At 39.6% G+C, this 18,667-nt stretch carries 19 protein-coding genes, 2 tRNA genes and 1 pseudogene; 7 read left to right on the forward strand and 15 right to left on the reverse strand.

Annotated features, from left to right (window positions below; genetic code table 11):
• Positions 1 to 82: 82 nt before the first annotated feature.
• From E4N78_RS07925 to E4N78_RS07940, 4 genes and pseudogenes are all read right to left on the reverse strand, one after another.
• Positions 83 to 412, reverse strand: coding sequence for a type II toxin-antitoxin system RelE/ParE family toxin (locus tag E4N78_RS07925; RefSeq protein WP_255810026.1), 330 nt, complete (start codon positions 410 to 412; stop codon positions 83 to 85).
• Positions 412 to 678, reverse strand: coding sequence for a type II toxin-antitoxin system Phd/YefM family antitoxin (locus tag E4N78_RS07930; RefSeq protein ID WP_255810027.1), 267 nt, complete (start codon positions 676 to 678; stop codon positions 412 to 414). The genes E4N78_RS07925 and E4N78_RS07930 overlap by 1 nt, the downstream gene beginning before the upstream one ends.
• Positions 679 to 740: 62 nt before the next feature.
• A complete protein-coding gene (locus E4N78_RS07935; RefSeq protein ID WP_255810028.1) occupies positions 741 to 2,105 on the reverse strand; it encodes a glycoside-pentoside-hexuronide (GPH):cation symporter in 1,365 nt (454 codons plus the stop codon).
• Position 2,106: 1 nt separating this feature from the next.
• Positions 2,107 to 4,432, reverse strand: a pseudogene (locus tag E4N78_RS07940) (alpha-galactosidase).
• A gap of 106 nt (positions 4,433 to 4,538) precedes the next feature.
• Here E4N78_RS07940 and E4N78_RS07945 point away from each other — a divergent pair.
• Both E4N78_RS07945 and E4N78_RS07950 read left to right on the forward strand, forming a co-directional pair.
• Positions 4,539 to 4,967 carry a hypothetical protein gene (locus tag E4N78_RS07945; protein ID WP_255810029.1) on the forward strand — a complete coding sequence of 143 codons (429 nt, stop codon included), beginning with the start codon at positions 4,539 to 4,541 and terminating at the stop codon, positions 4,965 to 4,967.
• Positions 4,894 to 5,451 carry a hypothetical protein gene (locus tag E4N78_RS07950; RefSeq protein ID WP_255810030.1) on the forward strand — a complete coding sequence of 186 codons (558 nt, stop codon included), beginning with the start codon at positions 4,894 to 4,896 and terminating at the stop codon, positions 5,449 to 5,451. Before E4N78_RS07945 ends, E4N78_RS07950 begins: the two co-directional genes overlap by 74 nt.
• Here E4N78_RS07950 and E4N78_RS07955 read toward each other — a convergent pair.
• Entirely contained in the window at positions 5,446 to 6,528 is a 1,083-nt protein-coding gene (locus tag E4N78_RS07955) for a s-methyl-5-thioribose-1-phosphate isomerase (RefSeq protein ID WP_255810031.1), read from the reverse strand. The two genes, E4N78_RS07950 and E4N78_RS07955, sit on opposite strands and share 6 nt — an antisense overlap.
• Before the next feature lie 179 nt (positions 6,529 to 6,707).
• On the opposite strand from E4N78_RS07955, the gene E4N78_RS07960 reads away from it, so the two are divergent.
• The 5 genes from E4N78_RS07960 (at position 6,708) to clpX (ending at position 10,191) form a co-directional block, all read left to right on the forward strand.
• Positions 6,708 to 6,787: transfer RNA gene (locus tag E4N78_RS07960), tRNA-Leu, on the forward strand.
• 32 nt (positions 6,788 to 6,819) lie between these two features.
• Positions 6,820 to 6,891: transfer RNA gene (locus E4N78_RS07965), tRNA-Gly, on the forward strand.
• Between the two features lie 86 nt (positions 6,892 to 6,977).
• Positions 6,978 to 8,333, forward strand: coding sequence for a trigger factor (gene tig / locus E4N78_RS07970; protein ID WP_255810032.1), 1,356 nt, complete (start codon positions 6,978 to 6,980; stop codon positions 8,331 to 8,333).
• 24 nt (positions 8,334 to 8,357) lie between these two features.
• Entirely contained in the window at positions 8,358 to 8,951 is a 594-nt protein-coding gene (gene clpP, locus E4N78_RS07975) for an ATP-dependent Clp endopeptidase proteolytic subunit ClpP (RefSeq protein WP_255810033.1), read from the forward strand.
• Positions 8,944 to 10,191, forward strand: a complete 1,248-nt coding sequence (gene clpX / locus E4N78_RS07980) for an ATP-dependent Clp protease ATP-binding subunit ClpX (RefSeq protein WP_255810034.1) — start codon at positions 8,944 to 8,946, stop codon at positions 10,189 to 10,191. The genes clpP and clpX overlap by 8 nt, the downstream gene beginning before the upstream one ends.
• A gap of 47 nt (positions 10,192 to 10,238) precedes the next feature.
• Here clpX and E4N78_RS07985 read toward each other — a convergent pair whose 3' ends face one another.
• From E4N78_RS07985 to E4N78_RS08030, 10 genes are all read right to left on the reverse strand, one after another.
• Complete coding sequence (locus tag E4N78_RS07985; protein ID WP_255810035.1) at positions 10,239 to 10,601, reverse strand: hypothetical protein; 363 nt, start codon at positions 10,599 to 10,601, stop codon at positions 10,239 to 10,241.
• Positions 10,602 to 10,658: 57 nt separating this feature from the next.
• A complete protein-coding gene (gene rplI / locus E4N78_RS07990) occupies positions 10,659 to 11,252 on the reverse strand; it encodes a 50S ribosomal protein L9 (RefSeq protein ID WP_255810036.1) in 594 nt (197 codons plus the stop codon).
• Between the two features lie 123 nt (positions 11,253 to 11,375).
• Positions 11,376 to 11,645, reverse strand: coding sequence for a 30S ribosomal protein S18 (gene rpsR / locus E4N78_RS07995; protein WP_370645032.1), 270 nt, complete (start codon positions 11,643 to 11,645; stop codon positions 11,376 to 11,378).
• A 40-nt stretch (positions 11,646 to 11,685) separates the two neighbouring features.
• Positions 11,686 to 12,192 carry a single-stranded DNA-binding protein gene (locus E4N78_RS08000; protein WP_255810038.1) on the reverse strand — a complete coding sequence of 169 codons (507 nt, stop codon included), beginning with the start codon at positions 12,190 to 12,192 and terminating at the stop codon, positions 11,686 to 11,688.
• Between the two features lie 12 nt (positions 12,193 to 12,204).
• On the reverse strand, positions 12,205 to 12,486 hold the full coding sequence (gene rpsF, locus E4N78_RS08005) for a 30S ribosomal protein S6 (protein WP_002669351.1): 282 nt from the start codon (positions 12,484 to 12,486) through the stop codon (positions 12,205 to 12,207).
• A gap of 143 nt (positions 12,487 to 12,629) precedes the next feature.
• Positions 12,630 to 13,052 carry an ATP synthase subunit K gene (locus E4N78_RS08010; protein ID WP_002669353.1) on the reverse strand — a complete coding sequence of 141 codons (423 nt, stop codon included), beginning with the start codon at positions 13,050 to 13,052 and terminating at the stop codon, positions 12,630 to 12,632.
• A gap of 15 nt (positions 13,053 to 13,067) precedes the next feature.
• Positions 13,068 to 14,930 (reverse strand): V-type ATPase 116kDa subunit family protein, encoded by a 1,863-nt coding sequence (locus E4N78_RS08015; protein WP_255810039.1) that lies wholly within the window; start codon positions 14,928 to 14,930, stop codon positions 13,068 to 13,070.
• The gene (locus E4N78_RS08020; RefSeq protein WP_255804387.1) at positions 14,927 to 15,541 is read right to left on the reverse strand and encodes a V-type ATP synthase subunit D; all 615 of its coding nucleotides are present in this window, start codon (positions 15,539 to 15,541) and stop codon (positions 14,927 to 14,929) included. Before E4N78_RS08020 ends, E4N78_RS08015 begins: the two co-directional genes overlap by 4 nt.
• A 10-nt stretch (positions 15,542 to 15,551) precedes the next feature.
• Positions 15,552 to 16,847, reverse strand: a complete 1,296-nt coding sequence (locus E4N78_RS08025; RefSeq protein WP_255804388.1) for a V-type ATP synthase subunit B — start codon at positions 16,845 to 16,847, stop codon at positions 15,552 to 15,554.
• Between the two features lies 1 nt (position 16,848).
• Positions 16,849 to 18,618 (reverse strand): V-type ATP synthase subunit A, encoded by a 1,770-nt coding sequence (locus tag E4N78_RS08030; protein WP_255810040.1) that lies wholly within the window; start codon positions 18,616 to 18,618, stop codon positions 16,849 to 16,851.
• Between the last annotated feature and the right edge of the window lie 49 nt (positions 18,619 to 18,667).

Genomic DNA, 18,667 nt, shown 5'->3' on the forward strand with positions numbered 1-18,667 from the left:
GGTTAATCATGTACCTGTTAACCAAAATACAATTAAAACGAACTTAAAAAAATCTCAAATCATCAGTGAAAAATAAGAATGGTCATAAATCTTTACCGTTTTTTTCCAGTAAATTACCTATATTTCTGCGGGCATAGATAACACGTGCAATTGTTATTGTTTTTTCCTTTTCATGTACCCAATAAAATATAAAGTAATTTTTAACCAATAATTTACGATATTCATGTATTAGAGGTTTTATGGGTGTGTAACAAGGGGCAGAATAAGGAAAATCTTTAAGTAAATCAACTTGCTTAATAATTTCATGCAGTAAATTCTCGGCAGCTTTTTGATTTTGTAAGGAGTGAGCAATATAACCTATAATTTCTTTTAAATCATCAAGAGCTGACGGCAGATATTCAATTTTATACATTATTCACTAATAAGCTTTTGAATTTCTTCAAATACATCTTTTGATGAAAAACGTTTTCCTGTTAAAGAAGCTTGTTTTTCAGCTTCCTGTAATTTAGAATAAATATCGCTTTCAAATCTCATATCTTCAAAAGTTTCCATACTCATTACAACCATATCACCGTAGCCATTTTTAGTTAAAAATACCGGTTGTTGACTTTGATGTACAATCTTTGAAATATCGGCAAAATTATTACGCAGATCTGAAACAGGCCGTATTGTATTCATAGCAAACCTCCCATACTTAATTTATCATAATTATGATAAAATTTCAATAACTGCGTCTTTCCTTACTCCTTTTTAACCAGCTCGCCCCGCTCTTCAAGTTCAGTTAAAATGTTAGCATAGGTTTTTTCGTCGATTTTATAGCGGAGGCGGTAGAGGATGTAGCTGCCGACTATACAAAAAAGAGGAAAGACGAGCATGGCTGTCTTCATCATTAAAAGGCCTTCCTTTGTAACCTCGGCCGCGGATGAGGCTTCTTTAATTCCTGAAAGAATGACGACTGCACTTACGATGCCGTTTCCGATAGCTCCTGAAAGTTTATTGATAAAGGGCTGAATCGAAAACGAAATGCTGTCATTCCGTTTGCCCAATTTCCAATGGCCATAGTCAACACAGTCGGCAAGGAACATGAGCATCATAAGCTGAATAAAGGCCTGTCCCACAAAGATAAGAACTCCCGAAATACCGATAAAAAACATAGTATTTGTAGGAGCAAAAAAGAAGATGGTGTAACCGGCCAAAACCATTATTGTCGAAGCCGTATAAATTTTTTGTCTTACAAAAAATTTACTTAAAACCGGAAAAATAATCAGGGCCGAAATTTGGGAAAGGCCTAGGATAATTGCAAAGACTGAATACATGCTTTCATCGCCGTAGGCATACTTAAAAAAGTAAAGTCCGAAGCCCGTCGTGGTCATATAGCCTATCATAAAAAGAGTCATGGCTATAGCAGTTAAAAGGAGTTGGTCGTTTTTTACTATAACGCTCAAAAGCTCTTTAAGGGAGGTATGTTTTTGAGGCTTTGTTATTTTAGGTTCTTTTACGCCGATTAAGGTTATAATTTGACCGAACCACATAATTACAGTAACCATAATTGCAAAGAAAAAATATCCCTTTGCAAGGCTTCCTGTCTTATTACCCCATGCGGTTGTAATGGGAACTATGCCGGCAACAACAAAGAAAAGCCCCACATTTGCGCAAATACGGGCAATAGATCCTATTTTTTCTCTTTCCTTTTGATCCACACTTAAAGAAGGAAGCATTGACCAATAGCTTATATCGTTTGTGGTAAAAGCAATGCCCCATAAAAGATAGATAATGCCGAAGAAGACAGCATAGGCACCTCCCTTAATCCCAAAATCCGTAAAAAGAAGGATCGTAAAAATCCCTGAGGTCAAGGCTCCGAAGGCTATCCAAGGCTTAAATTTTCCGTACTTGGTTTTGGTATTATCGACTATCAGACCCATAATCGGATCATTACAGGCATCAAAAATGCGGGCTGCAAGAACAATAACCGTAATACTCCACAATACATTTGTAGGAACATAAATTACATCGGTCATGTAAAAAATAAGGTACATGCTTATCAAAGAGTACACCATATCTCGGCCTATAGTTCCAAGGCCGAAAGTCCATCTGTTTTGTTTCATTTTAAATGACCTCCTTTGTTACAAATAAACAGGAACCGAAATCTCCCCAAAGATGAGTCTTATCATTATAATAAGTGCCCATAAACTGATTATTTAAAAGAATACCGTAGTCCAATAGCTTTCCTGAGGCTCGATATTTTTCTACACAATCTAAAAGAGCATAATACTTGTTTACCGTTCTTAAAACAAGCCCCTCAGGGTTTAAAGAAATGGACAGCACATGCTTAATCAAGCCTCCGAAACGCTTTATATAGAGGCTTTGAGGTTTTGTTTCAACATCGTATAAGGCATTTTTCTTCATTCCCTTAACTTTTAAAATACTGTGCCCGTCGGCAGTCCGTGCCTTCATCTGAAAAAGGCCTGATACGGCAGTCCTGCCGTCAGAACATTGCCAATGTCTCTGATTATCTTTATGAGTACCTATAACCGAAAAAGAACCGAACTGAAAAATTTTTCTGTATTTTTTATAAAAAGAAATTTGTTCTTTTATTTCTTTTTTTTCGGCATGGGTTAAAAATTTTAAATCCAATTCATAACCTAAGACCCCGAAACAGGCGGTATTAAAGCGGGTACTCAAGGAGGTTTGCCTTAGGGTCTGCTGATGAGGCGAGGCCGAAATATGGGCTCCCATAGCCGAAAGAGGATATAGGAGACTTAAAGCGCTTTGTATTTCCTGCCTTTCCACAGGGTCGGTATTATCCGAAGTCCATATCTGGGGAGAAAAGCAAAGCATTCCAAGATCAAAGCGGTTTCCTCCTGAGGAACAGCTTTCAAGCAGGATATGAGGACGGGGAGAAAAAATCCTCGTTAGGACTTCATAAAGGCCTAAAATATAACGGTGATAAAACTCTCCTTGATTTTTTAAAGAAGGAGAAAAAGCTGCCGATATGTAACGGTTCATATCCCATTTTACATAAGAGACATCCGCCTCATCTAAAATCCGTGAAACATTTTCAACTATATAATCCCTCACTTCTTTAAGACAAAGGTCAAGGACGAGCTGGTGTCTTCCTCTGACCGGCTCCCTGAAAGGCTCTTTTAGGGCCCATTCGGGATGAGAACGGAATAAATCGCTGTCCTCGTTTACCATTTCAGGCTCAAACCAAAGCCCGAAGTCAAGTCCGATTTTTCGCACCTTATCGGCAAGTTTTTTAATTCCTCCGGGAAGCTTTTTTGTATTTACCCGATAGTCTCCTAGGCCTGCACTATCGTTATTCCGGTCTCCGAACCAGCCGTCATCAAGCACAAAAAGCTCAAGCCCCAGCTTTTTTGCCTGACGGGCAGAGCGTAAAAGGCTTCGGCGGTTAAACTTAAAAAAATCGGCCTCCCAATTGTTTATTAAAACAGGCCTTTCTTTTTCTTTCCATTCACCCCTTACAATGCACTTATTTATAAAGCCGTGCATATTTGAACGAAGCCCGTTAAATCCCATATCGGAAAAAGAAAGAAGAGCCTCGGGGGTTTCAAAGCTTTCACCTTTTTTTAAATCCCAAGAAAAACAATGAGGACTTATCCCGATACCGATGCGGATTAAGTCCAAATGACTCTTTTGAACAAAGCCTAAATGATTGCCGCTGTAGATAATGTTAAACCCGTAGACCTCTCCCCTATTCTCCTCTGCTCCGTGAGCTGCAACAAGAAAGCCCGGATTGTGACGGTTAGAGCTTGCTCCGGTTGTAGACTCGTTTACCCACATCCCATAGGAAATTTCTTTTTTGTGGAGATGAGCTTCTTTAATCCAGCTCCCGTCAAGGGTGAACATATCAAAGCCCCTGTCCGGAAGATCTATCATCATACTCATAAGGCGGCGTATTTCCAAGGCTTTTTCATTATTATTTGTCAAGACAGCACGCCTTGTTATAAGATTAAAGGAGGGAAACACCGTATAGTAGAGTGCAAGACCAACATCGTTTATATCTTTTAAATTTATGATAAGGGTTTCGGCGTCTCCATCTCCGTCAATTGCGGAAGGAAGGGACTGCATAGGTTTCGAGCCCTTTTCTATCTTATGGGATTGATAAACAAAGTCATGCGTAAAAGAAGAATCGGGCATTCTTATTTCGCAAGGAGAATAACGGTAGTCTCCTCTGCCGTTTCCCGACCATTGCAAGGGGATATTATCAAGCACATAGAGGGGGTCTTTTTCGTCATAGCAAACGGAAGAACCTGTCTGTGCAGTTCTTTTTACAAGGAGCCCCTGTATATCGCCTCTTTCCATCTTTTTACCGTAATGCACGGTTTCCAAGTGGCCGTAGGGACTTATACGGAACCAATAACTTGAGTTCTCGGTTTCCAGATAAAAAAACATCATCTTCAAATTGAATCATAGCCCAAATAGTATAGCATAATTTTTAAGGATATGCAAAGTAAATTTAATCAATTCACTTACTCAATTGACAGACCTGCCAAAATAATTTAAAATTGATTTTAGGTATGAAATTAAAAAAGCTTTTTTTTATAATTTTTATTCTCGTCAGCCTTACAAGAGCTGCAGCAAATACCTATGAAATAAAAAACATAAGAGCACAAACGGAAATCGAAACCGAGTTAAGCTATCCCTTAAATTTTAATATTTCTATATCACATTTTTTAAGATTTTACAAGGAAAATTCGGATTCAAAATACACGGAACTTGAGTTTAAGGCCTCATTAAAACCGGCAAATATTTTGGGAGATTTTAATTTAAAATTAACCTATATTCCTTTTGTAAATTTTATTGCAAGTACAACTTTAGGTACAGGCTGGGCCTACTCCAGCCTAAATTTTTACGGTATTGCAGAAAATCAAAATGTCAATAATTTGCAAGTTATCAAGCCTCTGTATTTTTCAAAGTTTTTTTTTAAAAGCTCAAGGCGGGATTGAGCTTTATTTTGATCTAAACTCCCAAATAGAAAGTGAATGGGCAAATCTTATCTTAAAAACCTCTCATATTATAAATTATATGGCTCTTATTCCTTCAAAAAATACCGAGTTTTGGTTTTTCGATAATGATGATGGTGAAAACAGAAACGGAGCCCGTTATACCGGAACATACTCGATAGAATACAATATGCCTCTTTACTTAAACACGATAAGAGTAGAGCTTATAAGCCATAAAAACCTATATAAACCCCTTCCCTTTACTAAAAATAAGGCCGAACAATTATGGACTTTTGAATTAAAGAATGAACTATTGTTTAAAGCCTCCGAAAAAACACGCATAAAACTTCAAGCAGTATGGAAGACAGCTCCAATCTATTATAATTACAAAGATGAAGCTCATTTTACGCAAAAAATAATCAATTCAAAAAAGAAGATAGGTATGTTTTTTGAGGCCGTTGCAATCAGTCTTATATTTAAACTATAGCTTAGCCTCCGGGTTGAAAAAGCCTTCATCCGTAATTATACCTGTACAAAGCTCATAAGGCGTTATATCAAAGGCAGGATAAAGCCCTGAGATTGAACCTCGATTTTTTCTGCTTTTCTCATCAGGCAGAATAGCCGTCCTTTTTCCCATAGCATAAAGAGCTTCTTCGGGATTTCTATATTCGATTTTTACCTCTTTTGCCGAAACATAGTTTTTATCGGGAAAGCCTATTGCATAATAAGGAATACCAAAGTAACTTGCAGCTATAGCAATTTGAAGGGTTCCTATCTTGTTTATGATAGAACCGTCAAGGCTTATAACGTCGGAAGCTGAAACACAAAAGTCAATTTTTTTTTCGCTCATTAAAAGGGCTATCATATTGTCGGTAATAACGGTTGTCTCAAAACCCATGTCATAGGCCAAAGAAGCGGTCAATCGGGCTCCTTGAAAATATGGACGGGTTTCGGCACAAAAAACCTTTATATTTTTACCGGTTTCTTTAAACCTGCGTAAATATCCGCCGACTGTAGTTTCTCCGAAACATTGGGTTAAAATTGAAGAGCCGTCCGGAACCAAATCGGCAAAAAAAGAGCCGGCTGCCGTATTTTTTTTATACCTGAGATTGTTTTGTTCCACCGCATTTTGTTTTAAGGAGGTAATAATTTCATTTGAAGACAATCCGCTTTGGATGAGTCTTTCCAAAAGGCTAAATGATTCGGCTGTAATAAGCTGCATCGCCTTGCTTGTGGTAGGACGGGCATGGGATAGAATATATGCTGCCTCTTTCATAAACTCAAGGTACGCCGTTTTTGAAAGATTTTTTCCTTGATAAGCAGCAAGAGCCATACCCATAGCAGCCGCTGCAAAAGGCCCTCCGCTTTGGGTTACCATATCGGCAATAGCCTTTGCAACTTCCGCATATGTTTTACATATACAAAATTCTTTTTTTTCGGGATAAATACGCCTGTCTAAAATACGCACTTCTCCGCATTCTTCATCAAACCAAGCAACATTTTCATATTGCAAAATAAAGCCTAAATTATAATCTTCTCTAGGCTGTTTTTTAATATCAATCATAATAATACTATAATCATTTTAGGTATTTTTGTCATCTTTTTTATCTCAAAGTATTGACAAAAATATAAAAAAAGCATATACTCCTCCTCGTGAGTAAGGCTTTTAGATGACTTGCTCATAAAATTGCAATACTTGACATTTTTTGGGTTTATGTATATTATACACACGCTCACTGTTAAGCGAGAGTGGTGGAATTGGCAGACACGCTAGACTTAGGATCTAGTGCTTCGGCGTGAGGGTTCAAGTCCCTCCTCTCGCACAATTCCACAAAACAAAAAGTGGAGTAGAATTGCGGGAATAGCTCAGTGGTAGAGCGCCACCTTGCCAAGGTGGATGTCGCGAGTTCAATCCTCGTTTCCCGCTTCTAAAGCGATTCGGTGAACGGATCGCTTTTTTTTATACCCTTTTATATAAAGGGCTGTCTTAAAATCAACTCTAAGGAAGGAAAAATGGACTACGAAAAGAACATAACTCTTAAAGAAAAATCACATGCGGAACTTTCAGTAAAAATAAAAAAATCTGATGTTCAAGAAAGCTATAAAAAATTGCTCAACAAATATTCAAAAGAGCTTCAAATACCGGGATTTAGAAAAGGAAAGGTTCCCGTATCCGTACTTGAAACAAAATATGGCGATGCTATCAAGGGAGACCTTGCAGGAGACCTAATCGAAGATTCTTTAAAAGAAATCTTTGAATCTCTTGATGAATATGAAAGACCTCTCCCCTACTCTTATCCCGAACTAAACGAAAAACCGGAATTAAAAGTTGATGAAGACTTTTCTTTTACGGTCAACTATGATGTCTTCCCCAAGGTAGAAATTAAAAAAACCGAAGGCTTTACTATTGAAGTGCCGGAAGCAAGCGTTTCCGATGACGACATAAAAAAAGAACTTGAAAGACTTCAAGAAAGGAATGCCCTCGTTACAGCCTGCAAAGAAGGAACTTCAGCTGAAAAAGATCATATTGCAACAATCGATTATTGCGAACTTGACGATGAAGGAAAAACTATTTCAGGCACTGAAAGACAAGACTTTGTATTTACAATAGGTTCAGGTCTAAATATCTATAAGATTGATGATGATATAATCGGCATGAAAAAAGGTGAATCTAAGGAAATCACAAAGACCTTCCCCGAGGACGATTCAAACAAGGACCTTGCCGGAAAAACAAAGAAAATAAAGGTAACTCTTACAGCCCTTAAGTACAAGGATTTACCGGCACTTGATGATGACTTTGCTCAAGACATAAACGAAAAGTATAAGAACTTGGACGAATTAAAGGCCGATATCAAGAAAAAGTTTGAAATAAGTGTAGAAGAAAAAATCAAATCTTTACAAAAAAATGCTTTAACCGAACAAATGGTTAAGGAGCATACAATAGACCTGCCCGAATCTATGGTAAGAGCAGAACTTGAATCCAGATGGATGATGATGGCTAATCAATTTAGAACCACGCCTGAAGAACTTGAAAAAATGTTCGGTAAAGGCCCGCAATCAAAAGCAGCTCTTTTAGAAGGCTGGAGAGAGGATTCCGAAAAGACCTTAAAAGAAAGAGTTTTAATTGAAACCCTTCTTAAAGAAAAAAATATTGAAGTAAGCGATGACGAGATTGAAGCCGAATATGTCCGTTTATCCGAAAGAATGGATATTTCTCTTGATGAGCTGAAAAAATATTATTCCAACCCTCGCGAAAAAGAATATTTAAGCGAAGGTCTAAAAGAAGAAAAACTTTTTAAAGCTCTTTATGAAAAATCGACAATCAAAAAAGGCAAAAAAATTACCTTTGAAGAACTCTTAAAAGATTAAATTTTGCTGTTTTAAGGAAAAAAAATGAGTACACTTGTACCTTATGTAATTGAACAAACCGGAAACGGAGAACGCAGTTATGATATTTTCTCGCGTCTTTTAAAGGATAGAATTATCTTTGTAGACGGAGAAATAAGCGATATGTCGGCTGATTTGGTTGTAGCCCAGCTTTTATTTTTAGAGGCCCAAAATCCCGATAAGGATATCAGCCTTTATATAAACAGTCCCGGAGGCTCTGTAACGGCAGGCCTTGCGATTTACGATACTATGCAGCATATTCGTCCCGATGTACAAACAATTTGCTTGGGGCAATGTGCAAGTATGGGAGCAGTCCTTTTGGCGGGAGGAGCAAAAAACAAACGCTATGCCCTTCCTTCATCCCGTGTTATGATTCATCAACCATGGGGCGGGGTGCAAGGACAGGCCGTAGATATAAATATCCAAGCCAAGGAAATTGTAAGATTAAAAAAACTTACCATTAAATACTTTGCGGAAAATACCGGCAAAACGGAAAAGCAGGTAGCAGCCGATATGGAAAGAGATTTTTTTATGTCTGCCGAAGAAGCCTTAACATACGGTATAATAGATTCTGTTATGAATAGGAGAAAAGATGGCTAGAAATAGAATGGGCGGGGCTTTAATATGCTCGTTTTGCAATAAACCGGAAAGCGATGATAGGTTCATAGTACCCGGACCCGGAGGAATATGTATCTGCGATAGATGTGTTGACCTTTGCGAAAGTTATATAAAATCATACCGAACGGTACGCCCCGTAGCAAGATCCGGACCTATCCCTACCCCTCAAGAATTAAAAGACTACCTTGATGAATATGTAATAGGCCAAGAACAGGCTAAGAGAGTATTATCGGTTGCCGTATACAATCATTATAAAAGAATTATGAATCCTCCCGCTAAAGATGATGTAGTTATCGAAAAATCTAATGTCCTCCTGCTTGGACCTACAGGATCGGGAAAAACTCTTTTAGCAAGAACTCTTGCTCAAAAGATGAAGGTACCTTTTGCAATTGCCGATGCAACAACCTTAACGGAAGCAGGCTATGTAGGAGAGGATGTCGAAAATATCCTGCTTAAGCTTATTCAAAATGCAAACGGGGATATAAAGGAAGCCGAAAGAGGTATCATCTTTATCGATGAAATAGATAAAATTTCCAGAAAGAGCGAAAATGTTTCCATTACGCGAGATGTATCGGGCGAAGGTGTTCAGCAGGCCCTTTTAAAAATAATCGAAGGAACCTCAGCCTCTGTTCCTCCTCAGGGCGGCAGAAAGCATCCTAATCAGGATATGCTTAAAATAGACACAACAAATATTCTTTTTATCTGCGGCGGAGCCTTTGTAGGTCTGGACAAGATAGTGGAAGCCCGTATCTCTACAAAGCCCATAGGTTTCGGTGCCGAAGTAAAAAAACTGAACGAAAAAAATCTTACGGAGTTATATGATCAGGTTTCACCCGATGATTTGGTAAAGTTCGGCCTTATCCCCGAATTAATAGGTCGAATCCCGATAAAGGTAGCCTTAAATGAGCTTACAAAAGAAGATTTAACCCGTATTTTGGTTGAACCTAAAAATGCCATAATCAAACAATTCCAAGCGACTTTTAAACTTGATAATGTAGATCTTCATTTTGACGATGGAGCAATCACGGCCATAGCTCAACAGGCAATCGATCAAAACACAGGCGCACGGGGATTGCGCTCTATAGTCGAAAAACTTATGCTGGATGCAATGTTTGAGGCACCGTCTTTACAAGGAAAAAAAGAACTTGTTGTAAATAAAAAAATGATTGAGAACTCCTCAATAAAGCCTAAAATACGCTTAATCGACGAAAAAACAGCATAAACCTAATAGACTGCCGGCAAGGTTGTTTAAACCTAACGGCAGTTTTTTTAAGCATTTCCGGCGGCCAGCACTACAAGAAACGAAAAAATAAGAGCTAATATAATCGACATAAAAAACAAAAAGGCATCTGCAATAAATTTTAAAATATGAGCTTTTTCTTTATAGCGGATCATAAAAAAAACTTTAAATAAAATAGAACAAAAAGTGAAGATTGCCAGCAGCACACAAAAACTTATCAAAACATTTAATATAACAAAAAGACTGGCATCTAAAAAATCTTGAAAATTACTAAAAAAATTAAAAAATAGAAGAACAAAAACGGATACGGTTAAAAATCTAATTGAACGATTTAAAAAACGAATAGTAAACTGCTTATATTTGGAGTCCGGTTTTATATTTTTACCATTCATATTGCCTAAAAAAATTAAAAATATGCGGATATTAATCCGCATATTTTTAGTAAAATACTAATTTTCCGATTCTGAAATCTGAACTTCTTCAGATACGGATGGTTCTTCGGCACCCTCAGCCGAAGTATTTTCAGCCGAAACTACATCTTCTCTGCGAGGCTTGCGTCCCTTTCGATCTGAAGTCTTAGCCGGTTTTTCTTCGGTAATTTGAGCTTCTACCGTAAAAGATATTTCTGCCGAGGTATTTTCATAAAGTTTTATAATGGCCTTATGCACACCGGTACTCTTAACGGTCTGACCCGGAATTTCGATACGCTTTCTTTCAATATCGAAATCAAGTTTTTGAAGCTCATCAAAAAGAGTTTGGGTTGTAACGGCACCATAAAGTTTTCCGTTAGGTCCTGCAGGCATAAGAACCTTAATTGAAAGAGCCTCAAGTCTTTCTTTAAGGCCTGCTGCATCTTGGCGTTTTGCAGCCTTTTTAGCTTCAATTTCTTCTTTGCGTGATTCAAAATGAGCCAGAGTAAACTCATTACAAGGAACAGCTAAGTTCCTGGGGAAGAGGTAGTTTCGGGCATAACCCTTGGCTACATTCTTAATATCTCCTTCTTCTCCGAGATACTTAACATCTTCATTTAAAATTACTTTCATATACAAGCTCCTAAAAAAATATCCGCCCAATTCCGGGAGTCGGAAAGGGCTTAATAGTTTTATTTAATGTAAGCAAAAACCATAACGCAATAAAGCTTTAGGCCGCTGCTTACACTAAAAATTCTACTCGTTCATAACGAAAGGAAGCAATGCAACAGCTCTTGCACGCTTAATTTCAACGGCAAGTTTTCGCTGGTGTTTTGCACAAGTTCCGGTAATTCTTCTGGGAAGAATCTTACCTCGCTCGGTTATAAAGCGACGTAAGGCATCCGGTTCTTTATAATCGATCTTTAACTTTTGCGTACAAAAACGGCAAACCTTTTTGCGGTAAAAAGCTCTGCCCTTTCTTTTGTCTTCGCCTTCGCGAATATTATCCTGCATGTTAGCTTCCATGTCTACATCATTCATTGTTTCATCCGACATTTAAATCTCCTTAAAATGGAATATTATCCAAATCTGAATTTCCCATATCCGGCTGGTAATCATCATAAGAAGGATCCTGTCTTCTTTGATAAGCAGAAGGTGCCTGATTTCCATCATTATACTGATTATTTCCGCCGCCCTGATATGATCCTTGGCGCTGCGGTGCGGACTGTGATTGTCCGCCCTGACCTGCCGAGCCTCCGACAAGCTGAATATTGTTAGCTACAATTTCAACCTTGCTGCGGGTTTGTCCGTCTTGCTCCCAACGGTTTTGCCTAAGCTCTCCGTCAATAGCAACCTGTTTACCTTTTACAAGGTACTGGTTTAGGGCTTCACCCTGCCGGCCCCAAAGAACCACGTCAAAAAAACTTGCTTCTTCGCTCCAGTCATCGCCTGTTTTCCGTCTTCTGTTGACAGCTATAGCAAAATTACAAACCGCAATACCGGAAGACGTATATTTAAGCTCAGCATCTCTAGTTAAGCGGCCTACCAATACTACATGGTTTATATCTGCCATAAAGTCTCCTTTTTAGTCCTCTAAACGAACAAAAAGATAGGTCAACATCTGAGTGATCAGCTTAAAACGCTTGTCCAATTCAATCATCTTTGCAGGATCTGCTTCAATGTTGAAAAGCACATAACGTCCCTTTGTCTTCTTTTTGATTTCATAAGCTAAATCCCGATCGCCGAAAGGCTCTTCAGATTTGATCTGAACACCGAAATCCGCCAGAATTGAATGTAGAGCATCTATTCCCGGTTTATAGAGATCCTCTTCAACCGGAAAAACCGTCATAAGTTCATAGTTTCTCATGTTCCCTCCTATGGACACATTTCTGAGGCCCGCATTTTCTGCGAGCCGGAGTTTTCATAGAATATCAAAAAATACTATCTTAGTCAATACCCGGCTAAAACCGGCTAAGGCCTAGCATTTCATCATGCCGCATACTGTAGGCTTTAGCATTTCATCATGCCGAAGACCATTACGAAAAGAGCAACGGTTTCGCAAAGACCTACGATAGTAATGTACTGTACAAAGCCCTTTCCTGTTTCAGCCATAGCATCGGAACCTGAAGCAGAAGCCTTACCTTGAGCAATAGCAGATGCTGCGATAGAAACACCGCAAACAAGGCCTAAGCCCAATAAGAACCAATCGCTCTGGGATGATGTAAGCATCCTGTTCATAAGCAAGAAACCGTAAAGAGTCTGCGTAAGAGGAGCGCCTGCAAAGGCGACCAAACTGAAGGGAGCGGGCTTGTTATTTAAATAACAGCGCTTCCATGCACCGATTGTTGACTGACCTGCAATTGCAAGACCGATTGCAGAACCGATAGCTGAAATACCCAACGCAGCAGCAGCACCAAAAAAACCAAAAGTCATATCCTTCCTCCAAATTTATTCGTTAAAGGGTTCATATTTAAAGCCCGACCAAGTCAAGCCCACATGATTAGAGAATTCCAAGGTATTCAATCGAACACCGTGGACTATAACGGAAAGCACGTTCATAATATAGTTAAGACCGTGTCCGAACAATAAAAGTAAGACACCTGCAAAGATTATAAAACCTCCTAAGGCAGGGCCTGCCATCTCGTTTACGGTTGCACTTATAGCGCCTCCTGCAAGACCTACAGCCCAAAGTCTTATGTAGCTCATAATATCTGCAAATACGTTTACTACGCCCAAAAGCATATTGATAATATTTTTTAGGCTTTCAACAATAGCCTGCCCTATTCCTGTAGAATAGTTTACAAAGATAAAGTTTAAAGCAAAACCCGCACCTATCGCAAGGAGCACGGTATTATTTATTGCATACTTTTGGGAATCTACAACAAGGTTTAAAACCACAAAATACATTCCGCCAAGCATCGAAAGAGAGCCTACATCGGCAAGGAATTTAGGGGACTTAATGTTCCTAAATAAACTTACTACATGGGCTATCATCAGCTGGGTTAAGCCTAGGGTAAAGCAAAGCAAAATCTGGTTTTGATTGCGTACATCCTCAGGGGTAAAGTTTGCAATCGCAGGTACAGCCAATTTTTTAAGAAAAGACGGTACAATTTCGGTAGACATACCGAACCAGTTACAAACCAAGGTACCCCAAATAACGGTCATAAGCCCCAAATAGCCGAACATATAAAAAGCTGTAGGAACTTTTTGTTTTTTTGCCTTTGTTTTTAAAATCAAAATAATTGAAATCAATAACAAAACGGCACCGTAACCGGCATCCCCGAATATCATTGCAAAGAAAATTCCGGAAAAGAGCAGGAACCAAAGAGAAATATCAGGCTCCGTATATCCCGGAACAGTACCCAAAAAGTCGATTAAGGGAGAAATCAGATTTACAATCTTATTTCGCTTTATCTTTGTAGGTACAGGATCTTCTTCTTCGGGATCTTGAGAAATATAGGCCCAAGACTTTTCCTTTGCAAGGGAGGAAAGTTTAGTTTCATCTTCGCATGGAATATAACCCGTGAGCCAAACAAGCTGAACCCTCTCTTTATCATCTTGATCTCCGAAATCTATTGTCTGCATACCCTCATGCACAATCTCAAATTGAAGCTTCTTGGTTACAATTTCGTCCAAGGCACGGAGAGAGTTTAAGTAGGCAGACATCTTTGTCATTTCCTGCTTGTAAGAAGAAATCTTAGCCATTAAACTTTTAAGTTTCTCTTTTAAGGCCTTTACGGAAGTTTCAGGAAGTTTTAAGGGGATAATATCCTGAGGCAAGTCAGCCGGAAGAGCATTTGTTTCACTCCAGATTAAAAACCTTACCCCCGTTTTCCCCTTCCCCACTAAAATAGTCTTAATATCTTCGGAAAGGGAAGAATAAGTTTTTAATGAGGTAGTTGCAGGAAAAAGATAGATACCTTTTTCTTCCAAGAAATTAAAATCGGAAGTATTTATTTCTCCCCACTCTGCATAAGATGCTATTTCGCCTGAAAGCCTTGCAGATTCTTCCATATTGCTCTTATAAGAAGCAGTTAAGGACAAGACGGAATCTACAAAGGTAAGGGTATCTTCTTCGCTTAAAAGAGAGGGAGGCGTTACTCCTTTTTTCTCTTTTTTGGGAAGATATTCCGTTAAAAGGCTCATAGCAAGAGTTATATCGTTTTTTTCGGATCTTAGCTCGTTTATTAAAGTACCGCTTGCAGGACGGTCTTCAATATGTAAAAGCCCTAATTTTCTTAAATCTTTTAAGGCATGACGCTGCTCTTTTTTTAAGACTAAAAGAGTTACTTTTTTCATCGGTACAATCATAGAGCTTCATCCTTATGATGAACCTTTTCAAGGTTCTTTTTTGAAATCTTACCGCGAACAACAGCTGCAACCTGCTGGTCTCCCAAATAAACCGTAATCTTTTTTATGTTTGCCCTAGTTTCGGGTATTTTAACCTTTTCAAAGAGGTTTACGCGCTGGGTAGTAGTTCTAAGCTCCGAATTTAATAGGCGGACTTGTTCATCAAGTACCTTTGCCTCAAGGTCTAAGCTCAAAACTTCCTGCAATTTTTCGGCAGCCGTATCAACCCAAAGAGGAGTCTTATAAAGATCATACTTAGAGCGTTCAAATTCAGCACCGGAAAAAACAGGGATACTCACCCCCGCAATATTTCCGGTTGAAGTTAAAAGCTCTTTTATCTTAACCATCGAGGGCTGAAAAACATCTTGCTCGCCGAATACCGCTACCCAGTCTTCGAATTCCCGATTAAGGGCATCCCTGTGAAGCCTTACTTCTTTAGCCCTTGCTTCGATGGTGCGGATTTCGGTTTGAAGCTGCTGTTTTTTGAGCTGAAGAGTCGGCAAGTATCTTCTGTACATTTTTAAAGATTCTTTTTGATTCTTTAGCTCATTTTTTGTCAGTTTTATCGCCATAGCCTACCCTTTAGTTTGCCGGCCAGTACTTATTTACCAACTCGGATTTAATACCTGTCTCTTCACGGGTAAAACATTCGGCAAGAATTTTCCAGCCTAGATTGAGGGCATCTTCAAGCGGAATGTTTACGGACAAGTCCATCATTCCCGATTCGAATTTTGCACCGTATTTTAGGAGCTTTTCGTCCCATTCGCTCATCATAAAGCCCATGGACTTCTTTTCCAAGGTATCTTTATATGAGGCGTAGAGCTTAATCATATTGTCCATCAAGGCACGGTGGTCATCCCTTGTTTTACCGTTTACGTTTTGCTTTAATCGTGAAAGGCTTCCGAAGGGCTCGATTCGTCCGTTTTTAAGATAGAACTGCCCCTCGGTAATATAACCGGTGTTATCGGGAACCGGATGCGTTACATCATCTCCGGGCATTGTTGTAACGGCCAAGACCGTAACGGAACCTGCATCGGCAAAGTCTACAGCCTTTTCATAGCGGGCTGCAAGCTGACTGTAAAGGTCTCCGGGATAACCTCGGTTTGAAGGAACCTGTTCCTGAATAATGGCTATTTCTTTCATTGCATCTGCAAAGTTTGTCATATCGGTTAAAAGAACCAAAACGTTCTTGCCCGCAATGGCAAATTTTTCTGCAACCGCAAGACACATATCGGGAATCATAAGGCACTCAACCGTAGGGTCAGCTGCCGTATGAACGAACATGGCCGTTCGGCTCAAAGCACCGGCTTCTTCAAGGGTGTCCTTAAAATAAAGATAATCGTCATATTTTAAGCCCATTCCGCCCAAGATAATTACATCAACCTCGGCCTGCATGGCTATTCGGGCTAAAAGCTCGTTATAAGGCTCACCGGAACTTGAAAATATGGGAAGCTTTTGAGAAACGACGAGGGTGTTAAATACGTCGATCATCGGAATACCGGTTCTAATCATTCTGTTTGCAAGAATACGTTTTGAAGGGTTTACCGAAGGGCCGCCTATGGGAATCATGTTATCCTTTAAGGCAGGGCCTGAATCCCGCGGATCACCTGAACCGTTAAAAATACGGCCGAGCAAGTCTTCTGAATAGCTTACCTGCATTTCCTTGCCTAAAAAGCGTACCTCATCTCCAGTTGAAACACCTCGGCCTCCTGCAAAAACCTGCAATGAAACCAAGTCTCCGTCAAGCTTATTGACTTCTGCAAGAGAGGCTCCGAAACGGGTTTGAACTTCAGCCAATTCTCCGTATGATACGCCGTCGGCCTTAACCGTAATAACCGAACCGTTAATCGATTCTATTTTACTATATACCTTTTTCATCTTACACCGCCTGCTTCAATAATTTTTTTGCACTCTCATCTAAGCTATCCGCTTTTTCGGCGATGTGCTTTTTAATTCCGTCTTCATGGGATTTAAATGCATCCGAGCCCCAAGGCGAGTAGTTATAGTCGATAAACATAAGTTTAAGTTTGCTGAAATAAGAGCGGGCTTCATCCTTTGAAATAAATTTAAATGAAGTACCTAAAATTTCAATCAAAATATTATATATGTGCTGTTGGCGCTCAACCGAAACTGCATCGTCTACCTTATCAAATGAGTTTTGCTGTAAGTAAACGGCATCGAGTAAGTCGCCTTTTAAGTAAACGATAAAGTCTTCTATACTTGTTCCTTCTTCACCTACAACCTTCATCATCTGCTCAACCTCGGTTCCTCGGCGTAAAAAACTTCTTCCGTATTTAACTTGTTCTAAAGGAAGAACGCTGGGATATTTTGACCAAGAATCGAGGGGATGAATTGCCGGATACTTTCGGGCATCGGATCTTTCTCGTGAAAGACCGTGGAAGGCTCCTACTACTTTTAAGGTAGCTTGAGTTACGGGCTCTTCAAAGTTACCGCCCGCAGGAGATACCGTTCCGCCGATTGTAACGGAACCCTTTGAACCGTCGCTTAGACGGACAATACCGGCTCTTTCGTAGAAGGCGGCGATGTAGGATTCAAGATAGGCAGGGAATGCTTCTTCTCCGGGAATTTCTTCCAAGCGGCCCGACATTTCTCGAAGAGCCTGAGCCCATCGGCTGGTAGAGTCTGCAAGAAGAAGAACGTCCAAGCCCATTTGACGGTAGTATTCTGCGAGAGTTACGCCTGTATAAACCGAAGCTTCACGGGCAGCAACAGGCATTGAAGACGTATTACAGATAATTATAGTTCTCTCCATGAGGGTTCGGCCCGTTTTGGGGTCTTTAAGCTCAGGGAATTCGGTAAGAGTTTCTACAACTTCACCGGCACGCTCACCGCAGGCTGCAATAATAACGATGTCGACATCGGCATTTCGGCTGGTAGCATGCTGCAAAACGGTTTTTCCTGCACCGAATGGACCGGGAATACAATAGGTTCCGCCCTTAGCAACAGGGAAAAATGTATCCATTGTTCTCATCTTTGTAACCAAGGTTTCCGTCGGCTTTAAGCGCTCTGCATAACAGTCGATTGCACGTTTTACAGGCCACTTAAAACTCATGGTAATAGGTATTACGTTTCCTCTTTCGTCCGTAACCTCGGCTATTGTATCGTCTACGGTATAATCGCCTTCAGATTTTATAGATTTTAATTTATAAGTTCCATACATATTAAAAGGAATCATGATACGGTGGGTAAAACTGCCTTCAGGTACGGTTCCCAGCAAGTCTGCTCGCTTTAATGTATCTCCTTCGTTAGCAGAGGGAGTAAAATGCCATTTTGCCGTGCGGGAGAGAGCATTTAAGTAGATACCTCTTTCCAAAAAATAGCCGGCTTGTTCTGCAAGCTCAGGCAAGGGGTTTTGCAGGCCGTCATAAACTTGGCCTAAAAGACCGGGGCCTAACTCAACGGAAAGAAGATCTCCGGTAAACTCTACGATATCACCGACCTTTATTCCCTTTGTAATTTCAAATACTTGAAGCTGAGCTACTTCTCCCCGAATACGGATTACCTCGCTTTTTAGTTTTTTTGAACCAACCTCAACATAGCCTACCTCGTTAAGGGTAACCAAGCCTTCAAAAGCAACGCTTATCATGTTACCGTTAATACCGACTACTTTTCCTTTTGTTTTAGTCATATCATAACTCCAAATACTGTATAATAAAGCATAAATCCTAATTTTAAAA

Origin of the sequence: Treponema denticola (genome assembly GCF_024400535.1) — a bacterium.
In the GTDB taxonomy this organism is placed as follows: domain Bacteria; phylum Spirochaetota; class Spirochaetia; order Treponematales; family Treponemataceae; genus Treponema_B; species Treponema_B denticola_C.